At 70.3% G+C, this 16,467-nt stretch carries 12 protein-coding genes; 2 read left to right on the top strand and 10 right to left on the bottom strand.

Features of this window, described 5'->3' with window-relative positions:
• Positions 1–92: 92 nt before the first annotated feature.
• Both JHY01_RS05600 and JHY01_RS05605 read right to left on the bottom strand, forming a co-directional pair.
• A complete protein-coding gene (locus JHY01_RS05600) occupies positions 93–1,004 on the bottom strand; it encodes a D-alanine--D-alanine ligase (protein ID WP_205324660.1) in 912 nt (303 codons plus the stop codon).
• A gap of 50 nt (positions 1,005–1,054) precedes the next feature.
• On the bottom strand, positions 1,055–2,302 hold the full coding sequence (locus JHY01_RS05605; protein WP_374199497.1) for a PLP-dependent aminotransferase family protein: 1,248 nt from the start codon (positions 2,300–2,302) through the stop codon (positions 1,055–1,057).
• A gap of 324 nt (positions 2,303–2,626) precedes the next feature.
• Here JHY01_RS05605 and JHY01_RS05610 point away from each other — a divergent pair, with 324 nt between their 5' ends.
• On the top strand, positions 2,627–3,328 hold the full coding sequence (locus JHY01_RS05610; protein WP_205324615.1) for a GNAT family N-acetyltransferase: 702 nt from the start codon (positions 2,627–2,629) through the stop codon (positions 3,326–3,328).
• A 64-nt stretch (positions 3,329–3,392) separates the two neighbouring features.
• On the opposite strand, the gene trxA is transcribed toward JHY01_RS05610, so the two are convergent.
• From trxA to murJ, 6 genes are all read right to left on the bottom strand, one after another.
• Positions 3,393–3,710 (bottom strand): thioredoxin, encoded by a 318-nt coding sequence (trxA, locus tag JHY01_RS05615; RefSeq protein ID WP_205324616.1) that lies wholly within the window; start codon positions 3,708–3,710, stop codon positions 3,393–3,395.
• Between the two features lie 35 nt (positions 3,711–3,745).
• Positions 3,746–4,696 carry a thioredoxin-disulfide reductase gene (gene trxB, locus JHY01_RS05620; protein WP_205324617.1) on the bottom strand — a complete coding sequence of 317 codons (951 nt, stop codon included), beginning with the start codon at positions 4,694–4,696 and terminating at the stop codon, positions 3,746–3,748.
• 181 nt (positions 4,697–4,877) lie between these two features.
• A complete protein-coding gene (locus JHY01_RS05625) occupies positions 4,878–5,675 on the bottom strand; it encodes a hypothetical protein (protein WP_205324618.1) in 798 nt (265 codons plus the stop codon).
• Positions 5,672–6,466 (bottom strand): RNA polymerase sigma factor SigM, encoded by a 795-nt coding sequence (gene sigM / locus JHY01_RS05630; protein ID WP_205324619.1) that lies wholly within the window; start codon positions 6,464–6,466, stop codon positions 5,672–5,674. The genes JHY01_RS05625 and sigM overlap by 4 nt, the downstream gene beginning before the upstream one ends.
• An 11-nt stretch (positions 6,467–6,477) precedes the next feature.
• Positions 6,478–7,989, bottom strand: coding sequence for a protein kinase family protein (locus JHY01_RS05635; protein ID WP_205324620.1), 1,512 nt, complete (start codon positions 7,987–7,989; stop codon positions 6,478–6,480).
• A 136-nt stretch (positions 7,990–8,125) separates the two neighbouring features.
• Complete coding sequence (gene murJ / locus JHY01_RS05640; protein ID WP_205324621.1) at positions 8,126–9,922, bottom strand: murein biosynthesis integral membrane protein MurJ; 1,797 nt, start codon at positions 9,920–9,922, stop codon at positions 8,126–8,128.
• 30 nt (positions 9,923–9,952) lie between these two features.
• Between murJ and JHY01_RS05645 the strand changes: the two genes are divergently transcribed.
• Positions 9,953–11,377, top strand: coding sequence for a CCA tRNA nucleotidyltransferase (locus tag JHY01_RS05645; protein WP_205324622.1), 1,425 nt, complete (start codon positions 9,953–9,955; stop codon positions 11,375–11,377).
• On the opposite strand, the gene JHY01_RS05650 is transcribed toward JHY01_RS05645, so the two are convergent.
• Positions 11,268–12,800, bottom strand: coding sequence for a glycosyltransferase family 87 protein (locus JHY01_RS05650; protein ID WP_205324623.1), 1,533 nt, complete (start codon positions 12,798–12,800; stop codon positions 11,268–11,270). The two genes, JHY01_RS05645 and JHY01_RS05650, sit on opposite strands and share 110 nt — an antisense overlap.
• A gap of 63 nt (positions 12,801–12,863) precedes the next feature.
• A complete protein-coding gene (locus JHY01_RS05655) occupies positions 12,864–16,163 on the bottom strand; it encodes a transglycosylase domain-containing protein (RefSeq protein WP_205324624.1) in 3,300 nt (1,099 codons plus the stop codon).
• Positions 16,164–16,467 lie beyond the last annotated feature (304 nt).

A 16,467-nucleotide genomic window follows, 5' to 3' on the forward strand; every position in this document is an offset into this window, starting at 1 on the left:
CCCCGGCCGCTGTCGGCCCTCCGCGCCGTGCGGGTTATGCTGCCCCCCACCCCCCCCCCCCCACCCCTCAGGTCGTCGTTGAGCGCGGAATCCTATGAGCGGGCGAGGGCCCGGCGAACCATGGTCGCCAGCGTCTCGCCGAAGTCGAGGCCCGCCGCCTCGATCGCCATGGGCAGCAAGGAGGTCTCGGTCGTCCCGGGGGCGACGTTCGCCTCCAGCACCTGGATGCCGCCGGCGTCGTCGACGATCATGTCGATGCGGGACATGTCGCCGAGGCCGAGCGTCCGGTGGACCTGGACCGCCAGTTCGGCCACGCGGGCCGCGACCGGCTCGCTCATGGCCGCCGGGACGGTCCAGCGCGTCGCGCCCGGGTTGTACCGGGCCGCGTAGTCGTAGTCGCCGTGCAGCGGAGCGATCTCCACCGGCGGCAGCGCCGTCGGGCCGTCGCCGAGGTCGACCACGCCGACCGCGATGTCCCGGCCCTCGATGAAGGTCTCGATGAGCGCCTCGTCGCTGTACGAGAAGCAGCCCATCATCGCCGACGGGAAGTCGTCCTCCTTGTGCACCGCGTGGACGCCGAGACCCGAGCCGCCCGAGTTGGGCTTGACGACGAGCGGCAGACCCATCTTCGCGGCGATCCGGTCGAGGAGCTTGCGGGCCCCGAAGTCCGAGAACGCCTGGCGTGGCATCACGGTCCAGTCCGGCGTGGGAATCCCGGCCGTGCGGAGCAGGTCCTTGGCCGTGATCTTGTTCCATGCGCGGCGCGCGCCGACCGAGCCGGTGCCCACGATCGGGATGTCGGAGAGCTCCAGCACCGCCTGCAGCGAGCCGTCCTCGCCGGGAGAGCCGTGCACGAGCGGCAGCACGACGTCGGGCGGGAACTCCTGGAGCGCGGGCAGCAGCTCGCCGTCCAGGTCCCGGACATCGCAGACCATGCCCTGGCGCTGCAGGGCGTCGGCGGCCCGGCGGCCGGACTTCAACGAGACCTCGTGCTCGTAGGACATGCCTCCGGCGAGGATGAGCACCCGGATGTCCGAGGCTGCGGCGCCCGCCTTCACGCTGCGCCTCCGGCGAAGGTGTCGCGCAGGTCGATGTCACCGGCGACCACGCCCGCCAGGCGGCGCACGCCTTCGCGGATGGTCTCGGAGGTCTGGGTCGAGAAGTTCAAGCGCATCTCCCTGCGGCCATTGCCGTCAGCGTAGAAACCGGTGCCCGGGACGTACGCCACGCGCTCTTGGAGCGCGCGCGGCAGCATCGCCTTCGAGTCGAGCCCTTCGGGCAGCGTGGCCCAGATGAACAGGCCGCCGCCCGGCATCGTCCACGTCATGCCCTCGGGCATGTAGTCGCCGAGCGCGCCGAGCAGCGCGTCGCGCCGGTCCCGGTAGAGCGTGTTGAAGACCTTCACCTGCTGGCGCCACTCCATCTCGGTGAGGAAGCGGAGCGTGGCCTCCTGGGTGAGCCCGGAGGGGCACAGGATCGAGGCCTCGATCGCCAGCAGCAGCTTGTCGCGCACCGCGGGCGGCGCGAGGACCCAGCCGAGGCGCAGCCCCGCGGCGAAGATCTTGGAGACCGTGCCGAGGTAGATGACGCCGCGTTCGGCGCGGGCGCGCAGCGGCGCGGGCGGGGCGCCGTCGAAGTTGATCATCGAGTACGGGTCGTCCTCGATGATGAGGAGACCGTGCCGTTCGGCGATCGCCAGGATCTCCTCGCGGCGCCCCTCGGTGAGGGTGACGCCGGCCGGGTTCTGGTACGTCGGGATCGTGTACAGGAACTTCGCTTGGCGCCCTTCGCGTTCCAGCGCGGCGAGGCCCTCTTCGAGCCCGGCGGGGATGAGCCCGTCGTCGTCCATCGGCAGATGCCGGACGTCGGCCTGCGCGGCCTGGAAGGCCCCGAGCGCGCCGACGTAGGTCGGGCCCTCGGCGAGCACGATGTCGCCGGGGTCGAGGAAGGTGCGGGCGAGCAGGTCGAGGCCCTGCTGCGCGCCGGTGGTCAGGACGAGGTCGTCCGCTGAGGCGCGGATGCCCGAGAGCTCCAGGACCCCGCACAGCGCCTCGCGGAGCGCGACGCTGCCCTGGCCGGGGCAGTAGCCGAGCGCTTCGGCGCCGACCTGGGCGAGGAGGCGGGTGAACATCTCGCCGAGCTCGTCCATGGGGAGCGCGGCGGTGTACGGGTTCCCTCCGGCGAGGGAGACGACCTCGGGGCGTGATGCGACCGAGAACAGTGCGCGGATCTCCGACTGTGCCATCCCGTGAACCCGGGATGCGTAGCGACCGGTGTAATCGTCGAGTGTTGTACCGGACACGCGGAGACCTCCTCTGATGGTCCTCGTCGCCCGCGATCCGTGGTCGCGGGTCGGTGCGGCGGTGTCGTTCGGCCCTTCGCCCGGAAGCTCGGGTCGTGTACGGCGCCGCTCGCGCGGGATCTCGTATGGACACGTCCGGCCGCGGCACGCGGTTGACCCGCGAGGGCCGAAACGGTGTTCCGACCAGCGTACGCGCTGAGGCGTCGCCGCCGCTCGAAAGATTCGCGGCGCGTGACGTGCGATCGGACAACTCTACTGGCACCAGGAGCGAAGGCCCCGCGTGTTTTCCGTCATGTGGACTGCGGCTCGACGTAGTCTGGACGGGTGCATCGGCGCATGGTCAACCTCACACTCGACTCCTTGGAAGACCTTCCGGGGCGTTGCCGGGCCTGCGTGTTCTGGGAGCTCTCACCCCTGTGCGCGGAGGCCGCCCGCGATGTGGGCGAGCCCGCCCTCGAGAAGGAGGCGTGGCTGTCGCACACGCTGCTCGAATGGGGCGGGTGCGGCCGGATCGCCTATGAGGGCGAGGAAGTCGCCGGATACGTCACGTACGCGTCCCCGAAGTTCGTGCCGCGTTCCATGGAATTCCCGTCCGGCCCGGTCTCGCCGGATGCGGCACTCTTGATGACCGCCTACGTGAACCCGACCTACGCGGGCACGGGCCTGGGCCGCCAGCTGGTGCAGACCGTCGCGGCCGACGTGGCGCGGCGGGGGATCTACGCGATCGAGACGTTCGGCGACGCCCGCGGCGAAGCGCGCGCGTGCCTGGTCCCGGCCGACTTCTACCGCTCGGTGGGCTTCAAGACGGTGCGCCAGGACCCGCGCTATCCGCGGCTGCGCCTGGAGCTGCGCTCGGCGCTCGACCGGAGCGTCGAGGCGGAGGAGTCGTCGGTGTTCACCGACTCGGTGGAGTGGTTCAAACTCGACGACTTCGAACTGGAGCAGTTCCTCGGCGAGCCGACCACGGGCGGTCACTCCCGGATCGACCGCCCCGGCACGCAGCGCGGCGGCGAACGCTTCGACTGATCCCGAGTCCTTGACACGGCGATGGGCGCGACGCCAGCGGCGTCGCGCCCATCGCGCTACCGGGCTACTGGCCCAGGAACTTGCGGATGGCGGCCTTGGGCTGGGCGCCGATGAGCTGCTGGGCAGGCTTGCCGTCCTTGAACAGGATCATCGTGGGGACGCTCATGACCTGGTACTCGCGGGTGATCTCCGGGTTCGCGTCCGTGTCGAGCTTGCGGATCACGAAGTCGTCGGTCTCCGCGGCCAGCTCCTCGAGCACCGGGGCGACCTTCTTGCAAGGCCCGCACCATTCGGCCCAGAAGTCGACGAGCACCGGCTTGTCGGACTCCAGCACCTCGGCCTGGAATTCGGCCTGGCCGTTGACTGCTTTGATGGCGCCCATGGGCATCCTCCTGTGTGTCGATGAGAGCGGGTGGGTCAGCTGATCTGCGCGGTGCGGTCTTCGAGTGCGGCGATGTAGCGCTCGGCGTCGAGCGCGGCCGTGCAGCCGGTGCCGGCGGCGGTGACCGCCTGCTGGTAGGTGTGGTCGACGAGGTCGCCCGCGGCGAACACCCCTTCGAGGTTCGTGCGGGTCGAGGGCGCGGCCACCTTCACGTAGCCGGACTCGTCGAGCTCCACCTGGCCCTTGAACAGCTCCGAGCGCGGGTCGTGGCCGATCGCGATGAACAGGCCCGTCGCCGGCAGCTCGCGCTCCTCGCCCGTGACCGTGTCGACGAGCTCGACGCTCGAGACCTTGCCGTCGGTGCCCTTGATCTCCTTGACCGCGGAGTTCCAGGCGACCTCGATCTTGGGGTTCGCCAGGGCGCGCTCGGCCATGACCTTGGAGGCGCGGAACTCGTCGCGGCGGTGAATGACGGTGACCTTGGAGGCGAACTTGGTGAGGAACGTCGCCTCCTCCATCGCCGTGTCGCCGCCGCCGACCACCGCGATGTGCTGGTCGCGGAAGAAGAAGCCGTCGCAGGTGGCGCAGGCGGAGACGCCGCGTCCCATGAGCTCGCTCTCGCCGGGCACGTTGAGCGGGCGGAACGCCGAGCCGGTCGCGAGGATCACGGTCTTGGCCTGGTACTCGCGGTCCTCGACCCAGACCTTCTTGATCGGGCCGGTGAGGTCGACGCGGGTGACATCGTCGGAGACGAGTTCGGCGCCGAAGCGCTCGGCCTGCTTGCGCCACTGGTCCATGAGCTCGGGGCCCATGATGCCCTCGGGGAAGCCGGGGTAGTTCTCGACTTCGGTGGTCTGCATGAGTGCGCCGCCGAACTGGAAGCCCTCGAACACGAGCGGGCGCAGATCGGCGCGGGCGGTGTACAGCGCGGCGGTGTAGCCGGCGGGGCCCGAGCCGATGATGATGACGTCGCGGATTTCGCTCACCGGGTTCGCTCCTGAGATGGTTCGGCGCTCCAGGGACGGCTCCCTGAACTGACTGCTTCAACGTCATCTTATTGACCCGAAATTCCGCCCCCGGGCGCTGTGGCGGGCTTGTGACAGGTGAATATCCCGATCGTGGGGAACCTCACCCGTCCGCCGGCCGCGAACGGGCCGCGCCGCGGCCTCAGGGCTGCTCGGCGAGCGGCTCGATGACGCCCTCGGCGCACGCGGGGGAGAGGGCCACGGCGATGTCGCCGTCCTCGCCGACCATGAGCGCCATGATCGCCGGCTGCGAGTCGAAGCGGGCGAAGTCGACCGCGACGAGCAGGCCTTGGTACCGCTCCGCGATGGCCTCTTCGCAGTTCCGCCAGAAGTCGCCGCCCGCGGCCAGGTCGGCCAGTTCGGGCGGGACCTCGCCGGAGGTGCCGCCCGCGCCGAGCTCGCGCAGGACCGCGACGAGATCGGTGCCCTCGCCGTAGTCGCTGCCGGTGGCGAAGGTCTCGATCCCCGCGAGGCCGTCGGCACCCGCCTCGTCCTCGGCGGATTCGTTCTGCGCCTCTTCGGACTCCTCGGAGCCGGGCTCGCCGGGCGCCGCCTCCTGGTCGCCTCCGCGGTCGGTATGGTCCTCCGCGAAGATCTCGGAAGAGGTCGCGGCGCCGTCCTGCGACCCTCCCGAGGTCAGCTGGATCGCGGTGGCGACGCCACCGACGGTGACCAGCACGGCCGCCGCGGCACTGGCGATCGCGTACCGGACCCGCTTGGGCCGCAGGCGCTCAGCGAACCGTTCGGCCCAGGTCTCGACAGCGCCCTTTCCAAACCGGCCGCGCTCGCCCGCGTGCAGCGTGTCCGCCGGGGGAAGGGCGCCCAAGACGCGGTCGAGCCGGTCCCCGACCTGGTCGGGAAGGTCGCCGTAGCCGCTGGAAGCCCGCCGCAGCATGCGGCTGACCTCGGCCTCGGCGTCATCCGGGCGGTGCGGGCTCATCGGTTCCCCTCCCCTCTGCCGTTGCCGTCCTCGAGCGTGCCGGTCTGGTACGTCGCTCCTGGTTCGACGCCCGGCTGCCGCGGCGGGTTCCCCGCCTCGGCACCCCCGGCGCCTCCCCGCGACGTGTCACCGCCCACGCCGCCCAGGGCATGGTGCCCGGCGGCCGGATCGGGGAAAGCGCGGCCCTGCAAGGCGGGGTCGAACTCGGGCAGGCGCGCCGCCAGGCGCTTGCGCGCCCGCGAAGCCCGCGACTTCACCGTGCCGGGACGCACCTTGAGGATCGCGGCGACCTCCTCGACCGGGTAGCCGAGCATGTCGACGTAGACGAGCACCGCCCGCTGGTCGAACGGCAGCTCCGCGAGCGCCCGGTGCACGCTCAACCGGAGCGCGGCCTGCTGCGGATCCGAGGCCGCGTCCACGGTGGGGAGCGACAGGCCGTCGTCGTCGGCCAGCGGCACGGTCGGCCGCCGCCCCGAAGCGCGGATGCGGTCGAGGCAGGCGTTCACGACGATGCGGTGCAGCCAGGTGGTCACCGCGGAGCCGCCGCGGAAGTTCCCGGCACCCTGGTAGGCCTTGATCATCGCGTCCTGCACCGCCTCGGCGGCGTCCTCCGGGTCGCCGATCGTGCGCACCGCCACGGCCCACAACCGCCCGCGGTGGCGGCGGAACAGCTCGCCGAAGGCCTCCCGCTCGCCGCCCACATGGCGGCGCAGCAGCTCGGCGTCGGTCGCACCGTCCAACTCGGGACCCGGTCCGACCGGGCCCCGGCCGTGCGGGAGAGGGGCGGGCATGCGTGTCCTCGCTACCGGGCGAAGACGTTGATGTCGCTGATGGTGAGCTTGTAGCCGTCGGAGACCGCCGGCAGCTCGGTCACCCACACGACGATGTAGCGGACCGTCTCACCGCCGGCCTTCAGCTCGATGTTGGTGTCCGCGTCCGGGACCTGGTCGGCCAGGACGGAGAAGCCGTCCACGATCGCCTGGTCGCCCTCGCTGGAGTCCCCGGGGTCCTCGGCGCCGCCGAGCAGACCCACCGTGGCACCGGCGCTGGTCATCTGGACCCGCACGGACGCGACCTCCTTGGCCTCGCCGAGGTCGATGAGGATGCCCATGCCCGGCTTGAGGTTGCCGAAGTTCGCGTCGCCGCGGTACGTGTTGGTGGTCCAGCCGGTGGAGGCGTTGTCGTCGATGACGTTCTCGACGCCCTCGCTCTGGTTGCGGTCTCCGGTCGGCGGGTCGACCACGCGGATCGAGTCGGCGGTGAGCGCCACCTCGGTCGGCGCGGCGGTGTCGGTGGTCTCGCCTTCGGCGCCAGAGGTCGTGTCGGTTCCGGTGTCCTCGCCGGTGACCTGGTCCTCGGCCCCGGCGGGGTCTTCGCCGCCGCCGAAGACGACGGCGCTGGTGACCACGCCCGCGAAGATGACCGCGGCGACGACCGCGGCGACCACCGCGAGGCGCTTCATCCCGGCGGGCGGCGCGTCGGCCGCGGCGCCTCCGCCACGGCGGCCCAAGGTGATCGCACCGAGGACGCTCGTGGGCGCCGCGATCGCGGCGGTCGGTTCGACCCCGCCGGTCTCGGCGAGGCGGCGCAGGTCGACCGCGAGTTCGGCCGCGGAAGGCGGCGTCTGCGAGTGGTCGAGCAGGTCGGCGGTGAGCTTGGCGAGGGAGGCGGGGAGGCCGGGGACGACCTTGTCCGCGTCGAGGACGCGACCCCACTCGTCGGTGGCGGCGTCGGCGAGGCCGGTGTTCTCGGCGGGCACGACGCGCGGCCACGTGCTGGTCAGGCAGGCGTAGAGGGTCGCGCCGAGCGCGCGGACGTCCTCGATCTGGGTGTTGCCGGGCTCGTTGCGGGGCTCGGTGACCATGACCCGGTCGTCCTCGGAGAGGAGGATCGTGCCCGGGTGCAGGTCGGCGTGCGTGACGCCGCCTTCGTGGAGGGCGGCGACCGCGTCGGCGACGGAGGCGACCAGCTCGAGCGCGTGCGCGCTCTCGAGCTGCTGCCTCTCCAGCACGCCGCGCAGGGAGGAGCCGTTGACCCATTCGCGCACGACGTACGCGAAGCGTCCTTCGTCGACGGCGTCGTACACGTCGACCATCGAGTCGACGTGCGCGCGGGAGGCGGCGACGGCGGCGGTCATGGTGGGGGCGGCGTCCTCGCCGCCAGGGGAGCGGAGCACGACCGCTACGGAGCGGTGCAGCAGGACGTCGACGCCCCGCCACAGCTGGCGGTAGCCGTTCGCGCCCCCGACGTGCTCTTCGAGGCGGTACCGCTCGGCGAGCAGGTCGCCCACGGACGGCACTTCGGCGGTGGTCATGATGCGGGGTCCTCCCCTCTCAACGCGACCCCGCGAGGGGGTCCCGGCCGGGGCCTTCGTGGGCCGGTTCGGTCATGGTGCGATCCAAGTGGCTCTGCGGGATCCGGCCAGAGTGCACGTATGGATCGTACTTGCCTCATCGTCGCAGCTTTGCGCGCACCGTTGCCTGGAGCGACGCCGTTTCAGTGACGCGGAATACCAGGCAGGCCGCGAAGTACACGCCCAGCAGCGCCAGCCCGAGGACGATCGACGAGGCGAACTGCCCCAGTTTCGCCATGGCCCCGTCGACCGGCAGGTCGGGCCAGAGCAGCCATCCCCCGTACGCGACCGCGCCCGCGATGACGGCCGCCGCACCCGTGCGGACCAGGCCGTTCGCCGTCTTGCGCATGTCGAGCAGCCCGATCCGCTTGCGCAGCAAGCTCATCGAGAGCAGCAGGCTCACCAGGTAGGAGACGCCGTTGGAGGCGAACAGTCCGACCACGACCCACTGGGCGGGCAGGAACGCGAACGCCAGGAGGTACCCGCCGATGCGGAACGCGATCACCGGCAGGTTGAACAACGCCACGGTGCGCGTGTCCGTCTGCGCGTAGAACGCGTAGATCTGCAGCTGGCTGACCGAGAACGGCAGCAGCACCAGCCCGGCCATGAGCAGCACCTGCCCGGTGGCGACGGCCTCGGCAGGCGTGTAGGCGCCCCACTGGAAGATCATCAAGGCGATCGGCTCGTGCAGCGCGACGAACGCCGCCGCGATCGGCACCAGCAGGAACGACGCGAGCCGGATGCCCGAAGAGAGGTGTCCGGCGAGCTCGGGCCAGCGCCGGTCGTCGGCCGCGCGGGTCATGCGCGGCATGAGCGCGGTGATGACGGAGACCGCGACGATGCCGTGCGCCATCATCATCATCAGGTACGCGTTGTTGTAGACCGTGACACCGGGGACGAACACCTCGCTGTCGACGTCGGTCGCGGCGTTGGCGACCTTGATGACCGCCATGACCGCGATCTGGTTGGCGGCCACGAACAGCAGCGTCCAGGCGGCAAGGTGGCCGATCGTGCGCAGCGGCAGGCTGCGGAAGTCGAAGCGCAGCCGCCAGCGGAACCCGGCTCTGCGCAGGGCCGGGGCGAGGCAGAGCACCTGGATGACGACGCCGGCGGTGGTGCCCGCGCCGAGGAGCACGATCATGCCGGTCGCCACCTGGTCGGCGCTGTCGAACAGGCGCCCTGTGGTGGTGCTGACTTCGGCGTCGCGGGTGTAGATCACGTAGAAGGCCGCGGCGACGGTGATGACGACGAGGTTGTTGATGATCGGCACCCACATGGGGGCGCCGAAGTGCTCGCGGGAGTTGAGGACGCCGGAGAGGACCGCGAAGAGCCCGTAGAGGAGCAGGGCCGGGAGCATGTAGTAGGAGAACTGGGTGACGAGGTCGCGTTGCTCCGGGTTCGCCATGAACAGGGAGATGAGGGGCGCGCAGAGGGTGACGAGGATCGCGGCGACGCCGAGGACGAGCGTCGCGAGGGTGAGGAGGCGCTGGGCGAAGGCGTCGCCGCCGTCGGGGTCGTTCTTGTGGGCTTTGACGAACAGCGGCATGATGATGCTCGCGAACACGCCGCCGAGGACGAGCTCGTAGATCATCTGGGGGAAGTACTGCGCGGTCGTGTACGAGTTGCCGAGGAGTCCCGCGCCGATGGCGGCGGAGATGGCGACGGTGCGGCCGAAGCCGGTGACGCGGGAGACGAGGGAGCCCGCGCCCATGAGGAGACTGGAGCGGACCACGTTCTTGCCCTGCGGCTGCGGCTGCGGCGCCGGAGGGACCGGCGCGCCGATGGGGGCGTAGCCGTTGCCGGTCTGAGGATAGTTCGGAGGGGTTCCGTAGGGGCCTCGGACGGGCCCAGACGGCGAGTGCCCGGGACCCGGTCTCGCGCTAGGTTCGGCCATTCTCGCACTCTCCGCTAAGCTTGCCCGGCGATGTCTGACAACAGTAGCGGTAAGGAAATCACGGTCCCGCCCATAGCCGATGATCTGGGTCGGGTGTTCGCGGACGGCGGCTACGAGCTGCACCTGGTCGGCGGCCCGGTCCGGGACGCGGTGCTGCGCCGCACCGTGAGCGACCTCGATTTCACGACGGACGCCCGTCCGGAGTCGACGGAGGCGATCCTGCGGGCGCACTGTTCGACGGTGTGGACGACGGGAGCGGACTTCGGGACCATCGGGGGGTTGTTCCGGGGCGAGCAGGTCGAGGTGACGACGTTCCGCGCGGACGCGTACGACCGGGTGGGCCGCCATCCGATCGTCCAGTACGGGGACAACCTCGTCGACGACCTGGAGCGCCGCGACTTCACGGTGAACGCGATGGCGGTCTCGCTGCCGGGGCACGAGTTCACCGACCCGTTCGGCGGCTTGGCGGACCTCGCCCGCCAGACGATCCGCACGCCGGCGTCGCCCGAGTCGTCGTTCGCCGACGACCCGCTGCGGATGCTGCGGGCCGCGCGGTTCGCGGCGCAGCTGGGCTTCGGGATCGACCCCGAGACGCTGGACGCGATGCGCCGCATGGCGCCCGAGCTGGGCCGGATCACCGCCGAGCGGATCCGGGACGAGCTCGTGAAGCTCATCATGGCGCCCGACCCGGTGGTGGGCCTGCGCATCCTGGTCGACACCGGCCTGGCGGAGCAGTTCCTGCCGGAGCTGCCCGCGCTGCGCATGGAGATCGACGAGCACGCCCAGCACAAGGATGTCTACGAGCATTCGCTGCAGGTGCTGCGCAACGCGATCGGGCTCGAACAGCACGGCCCGGACCTGCTGCTGCGGCTCGCGGCGCTGCTGCACGACATCGGCAAGCCGGAGACCAAGGACGTGGTCCCGGGCGGCGGCGTCACCTTCCACCACCACGATGTGGCCGGGGCCCGCCTGGCGCGCAGGCGGATGCGGGAGCTGCGGTTCCCGAAGTCCGATGTGCAGGCCGTTTCGCTGCTCATCAGCCTCCACCTGCGCTTCTACGGCTACGGCGACGCCGGCTGGAGCGACTCTGCCGTGCGCCGGTACGTGACCGACGCGGGCGCGCAGCTCGACCGGCTGCACCTGCTGGTGCGATCGGACTGCACGACCCGCAACCGCCGCAAGGCCGAGCGGCTGCGCCGCGACTACGACGCGTTCGAGGACCGGATCGCGCGCATCCGCGCCGAGGAGGACCTGCGCGCGGTGCGCCCGGACCTCGACGGCAACGCGATCATGGAGCTGCTGGGCCTGCCGCCCGGCCCCGAGGTGGGCCGGGCGTGGGCGTACCTCAAGGAGCTTCGGCTGGAGCGGGGCCCGATGCCTCGCGAGGAAGCGGAGTCGGAGCTGCGGGCTTGGGCCGCAAGGGAAGGCGTCGTACCGCGTCCATCCGCGGAATGAGGATCTCCTGCACGACGAGGGCGCACATCACGGCGACCATGATCCAGCGTGACGCGGCGGCGGTGAGGAACAGCCATTCGGCGATGCCGCGGTCCTCCCCTTCGGCGGAGACCTGCAGCATCTTGCCGTAGAACGAGAAGAAGTAGAACAGTTCGGCGGCCTGCCAGAGCAGGAACGCGCCCCACTTGGGGCGGGCGAGGACCACGAGCGGCAGGAGCCACAGCACGTACTGCTGCGACCAGACCTTGCCGAAGAGCAGGAAAGCGGCCACGACGAGGAAGCACAGCTGCGCGAGGCGCGGCATGAGGTCGTCGGCGGTCGCGACGCCGCGCAGCCCGGGAACGCCGGGGCGGCGGCCCGCGAAGCACCCGAGCAGCGCGATCCCGATGCAGGACAGGGCGAACAGAACCAGGTAGAGGTCGTTGACGAACTCGGAGTCCCAGAGCCTCTCCCAGCCGGTGACGCCGCGCAGGACGTACCAGCCGGTGCCCCAGTCGACGGGGCGTTCGGAGTTGAGCTCGAAGAACCGCATCCACGAGTCGCGCCAGAAGTAGGCGACGGGAGCGTTGATGACGGCCCACACGACCGCGGCGGTCGCGGTCGCCTGCAGCGCGGGCAGGAGTTTGCGCTGGCGCAGGGCGAGGACCAGGAGCGGGCCGATGAACAGGAGCGCGTAGAACTTCGCGGCCACGGCGAGGCCGAGGAACAGTCCGGCCATGATCGGGCGGCTGCGCTGCCAGTACAGGAAGAACGGCATCGACAGGGCGATCGCGAACAGGTCCCAGTTCACGGTGGCGGTGACGAGGACGACCGGCGCGGCGGCGAGCATCATCGCGTCCCATGGCCGTGAGGGCCGGGAGTGGACGAGCGCCGGGTCGGGGTTGGGGCCGGGGAGGTCGGTGCGGCGGTTGTCCTCGCGGATCCTGTGGAGGATCGCGATGGCGGCGGCGCCGCAGATGAAGAGCACGATCGCGTTGAGGTGGTAGAAGATCGGGCCGCCGTCGGTGCCGAAGACGTTGCCGATGCGGTAGGCGATCTGCCCGAGGATCCCCATGAACCATCCGGTCAGTACCGGGTATTCGACCGGGTGGTCACGGTAGGGGACGGCGCCTTCGTTGAGTCTCTCGGCTCCCCACAGCGCGCGGATGTCGGTGTAGCAGGCGTTCGTGTACTGCGACCAGTCGGTCCAGCCGCCCGCCGCGCACGGGTACTTCTGCAGCCAGTTGACCGCGAAGGCGATGAGTCCGGTGAGGAGGATGACGCGGACCGGCGTCCAGTAGCGGCGCCGCGGCGGGTCGACGGCGTGGTCGCCGAGGGGTCCGCCGATGAGGCCGGAGGCGATGCGGGCGATGCGGTCGGTGAGGGTGGGGGCGACCGGGGGGCGTTCGACCGGACGCGGCTGCTCAGTGAAAGACGGCGGCATGGGCCCTATTGTGGCCCATGCCGCCGTCCCGGCGCTATCGGCGGTTCGCCGCGTTACCGCGGGTCAACCGTTGCCGTTGCCGTTGCCGCCTGCTTCTGGACTCGAGCTCGACTCTGGGTCGGGCGATGTGGACTCCTCGTTGCAGCTCGGGGGCGGGATGAATCCGCCGCATTCGTCCGTGCCGCCGGACTCGCCGTCGGTGGGTTCCTCGGTGGTCGTCGGCTCGCCCTCGCCAGGGGTGGTCTCGCATTCCTGGTCGTTCCCGCCGCCGTTGTTGCCGTCCTCGCAGGTCTCTTCGTCTTCTTCTTCCGGTGTGCCGCAGGCGGTGTCCTCGGGGTTCGCGGCGCAGTACGCGCCCTCCGGGTTGAAACCGGCGTTCTCGAGGTCCCAGGTGTTGGCGGAACCGTACTTCGCGGGATCTTCCCAGTCGATCGGCTTCCAGTCGTCGTCGCCGTCCTTGGCGTCGATGATGAGGTTCATCGCGTCCAACCAGACCGGGTAGGCGGTGTTTCCACCGAACACGCCTTCAAAGCTGCCGTCGGGGCCGGCGATCGGGGCCGACTCAGAGGAGAGGTTGCCGACCCAGGACGCGATCGCCAGCTGCTTGATCGCGCCGACGTACCAGGCGTGGGCGTTCCAGCCGGACGGGTACTTGTTGCCGTCCTCGTCCTCGCCGGTGGCCTCCCAGGTACCGGTCTTGCCGAAGTAGTCGCGCTCGAGTTCCTCGCCGACCGTGCTCTCGCCCTTGATCTCCGAGCCGATCCACTGCAGGTCGCGGGCGACCTCGGGCTTGATGGCCTGGCCCTCGTTGAGATCCCGCACCGGTTCGATCTCCTGGCCGTCGTTGTTGAAGACCCTTTCGACGTAGTGGGTCTCGTGGTAGTAGCCGTCGTTCGCGATGGTGGCGTACATGGCCGCCATGTCGCGGACGCTGGTCGGGTACTGGCCGAACGAGAGGTGGTAGTAGAACGGGTCGGTCTCGCCGTTGGCGCCGACCTCGCACGAGGTCGCCTCCGCGGCGGTGTCCTCGATGAACGCGCCGTCGAGATTGATCTCGGGGTTGCAGTCCTCGTCGACCTGGATGAGCGCCCAGTCGTCCCAGTTGCCCGAGGCGTTGGTGACGGGTTCGCCTTCGGCGTCGACGGCCTTGCCGTGCAGCGTGTACCTCGGGGTGTCCCCGCCGGTGATGGAGTAGTTGACTATGACGTCGTGGTTTTCGCCGTTGTCGTCCTGAAGCGACCGGGTCTGGCTCATCTGGGTGAGCCCCATCTTGGCGGCGTACTGCAGGATCGCGTCAGCCCCGTACTCCTCGGCGATGGCGTACATCGGCGTGTTCTTGGAGTCGCGCACCGCGTCGGTGAGTTCGAGCTCGAGGTTCGGGTTGGACTGGCTGCCGTTGCGCAGCGTGCATTTCGGGTACTCGCCGCCGCCGATGCAATCCTCGGCGTCGTCGAGTTTGAGGCTCTCGAATTCCCGGGGCGAGCCGGCATTGAACCAGGACTCGAAGGAGTCGCCGTTCTCGATGGCCGTAGCCGCGGTGATCATCTTCATGGTCGAGGAGGGTGGGTGCGGGGATTCGGCGCCGGCCTTGTCGACGCCGAACCCGTCGTCGCCGCCGTAGTAGCCGCGGACCGCGCCGGTCTGCGGGTCGATGGCGACCATGGCCGACATCATGTATCGCTTGTAGCTCTCGAGTGTGGCGTCCGGGTTGTCGTTCTTGAACTGCGCATAGCCCTCCTCGGACTCGACCGGGGCCGCCTCCGCTTCGGTCGCGACGGGATTGCCCTCGGAATCGACCCACTCGCCGTCGTCGTTCCTCTGCTTCTCGACGCCGCCGCGTGAGCCCGTGGTGACCAGGGCGTTCTGGATCTCGCTGTCGATCGTCAGCTCGACCTTGTAGCCGCCGTTCTCGCCGTTCTCGCCGCCGAGCATCTCCGGAGTGATCCCGTACCGCTCCGCGAGCTCGGCGAAGACGTACCCGTCCTGCTCGTTGATGAGGAACCCGAGGGGGGTGTTGCCGCCCCAGGAACCGCTCGCGTTGAACTTGTCGATCGGCGTCGGGTACTCGTACCCGTCGCGATCGGCCTGGGAGAGCTTCTCGGTCTCGACCAGGGCGCTCATCGCGAAGTTCCAGCGGCCTTTCGAGGCCTCCTCGTCGAAGTAGTCGCCGTTCTCGGGGCCGAAGTACGGGTCGTAGTAGCCGTTGGGGGACTTGACCTGCATGACGATGAACGCGGCCTGGCCGTAGTCGAGGTCCCCCAGGGGGACGTTGAAGTAGTTCTTCGCCGCCGCCTCGATGCCGTAGGCGCCGCGGCCGAAGTAGGCCACGTTGAGGTAGGCGGTGATGATCTCCTTCTTGGAGTACTTGTTCTCCATCTGGATCGCCAGGGCCGCTTCGCGGGCCTTGCGGTCGTAGGAGATCTGGTCGCGGGCCTCGAGGTAGATGCCCGCGTACTGCTGGGTGATGGTCGAGGCGCCCTGCATGTCGCCGCCGGTGAGGTTGTTGACGAGCGCGCCCGCGGTGCGGGTGAAGTCGACGCCGCCGTGGTCCCAGAACTTGCGGTCCTCCAACGCCACCAGGGCGTCGGTGACCGTCTTGGGAATGTCCTCTTCCTTCGCCTGCATGCGGAGGGTGTCGCCGAACGCGCCGACCTGGGTGGTGCCGTCGGCGAGGTAGAAGGAGGAGGACTCGCCGTCGCGGGCGAGGCCGGTGAGCGGCGGCGTGTCCTGGAAGTAGTAGACGCCGACCACGGTGATGGAGGCGATGCCGATGACGCCGAGGGCGATCATCGCGGCGAGCATCTTGCGGCCGATGCGCTTGCGCTTCTTCTTGCCGCCCTCGCCTTCGAGGTCGCGCTTGTTCCTCGGGCCGGCGCGGCGGGTGCCGGTCACGCTGGCGCGGCCGGTGCCCTCGCCGGGACCGGCCGGGCTGACGGGCCGGACTGAGGCGGAGCCGACGGAGGCCGATCCCACGGAAGCGGAACCGACCGAGGCGGAGCCGACGCTCGCCCGGCCGGTGCGGCCGGGGCCGCCGACCGAGGCGCTGCCGCCGACGGAGGCGGAGCCGGTGGGGCGGCCGCCCACGGCTGCGCTTCCGGACGTGCCGCGTCCCGGCGGGACCGAGCCGCGGCCGACCGAGGCGCTGCCGACCGAGGCGCTGCCCGAGGCAGGCGTGCCGTACGGCTGCTGGCGCGGACGCGGGGCCTGGCCGTGGCCGCCCTGCTGCGCGCCGCCCCAGCCGTAGTCGCTCTGGCGGTCACCGGAACCGGCGTTGCCATAGGCGCGGCCGTCCGGTCGTCCGCCTTGGCCCTGGGGCCTGCCGTCCTCGGGGGGCGGGGCGGGACGATAACCGTAGTCGCTCATGCTCAACCATCCACGTGCTGTGTAACCCAGGCATATTGCGGGTTTTGCCGGTCGGCCCGGTGCACCTGGCGCGCGCTGTCCCGAGGGGGACGCGCCCGGCGGACCGGCGGTCGCAAAGGTCTACTCCCGGCATGGGGGGTGGCCGGTCGTCTCGCAGTTTCGCACATCGAAATTGAGAGAACTCTGCTAGATCGCTCGGTGGGCCAGCTTATCGGATGACAAGCCCTCTGAACAGGGCGCGGACCCGTACCTTGACGTGATTTGCGCCTGCCGCTATGGTTAACCCTGATGTATCGGAGCGATA

It is taken from the genome of Glycomyces sp. YM15 (genome assembly GCF_016918015.1).
Classification (GTDB): Bacteria; Actinomycetota; Actinomycetes; order Mycobacteriales; family Micromonosporaceae; genus Glycomyces.

Coding starts and splice junctions, on each gene's coding strand:
- JHY01_RS05600 (WP_205324660.1), bottom strand. CDS start 1,004: ATGTCCTACGAGCACGAGGTCTCGTTGAAGTCCGGCCGCCGGGCCGCC.
- trxA (WP_205324616.1), bottom strand. CDS start 3,710: ATGGGCGCCATCAAAGCAGTCAACGGCCAGGCCGAATTCCAGGCCGAG.
- JHY01_RS05625 (WP_205324618.1), bottom strand. CDS start 5,675: ATGAGCCCGCACCGCCCGGATGACGCCGAGGCCGAGGTCAGCCGCATG.
- sigM (WP_205324619.1), bottom strand. CDS start 6,466: ATGCCCGCCCCTCTCCCGCACGGCCGGGGCCCGGTCGGACCGGGTCCC.
- JHY01_RS05635 (WP_205324620.1), bottom strand. CDS start 7,989: ATGACCACCGCCGAAGTGCCGTCCGTGGGCGACCTGCTCGCCGAGCGG.
- murJ (WP_205324621.1), bottom strand. CDS start 9,922: ATGGCCGAACCTAGCGCGAGACCGGGTCCCGGGCACTCGCCGTCTGGG.
- JHY01_RS05645 (WP_205324622.1), top strand. CDS start 9,953: ATGTCTGACAACAGTAGCGGTAAGGAAATCACGGTCCCGCCCATAGCC.
- JHY01_RS05650 (WP_205324623.1), bottom strand. CDS start 12,800: ATGCCGCCGTCTTTCACTGAGCAGCCGCGTCCGGTCGAACGCCCCCCG.
- JHY01_RS05655 (WP_205324624.1), bottom strand. CDS start 16,163: ATGAGCGACTACGGTTATCGTCCCGCCCCGCCCCCCGAGGACGGCAGG.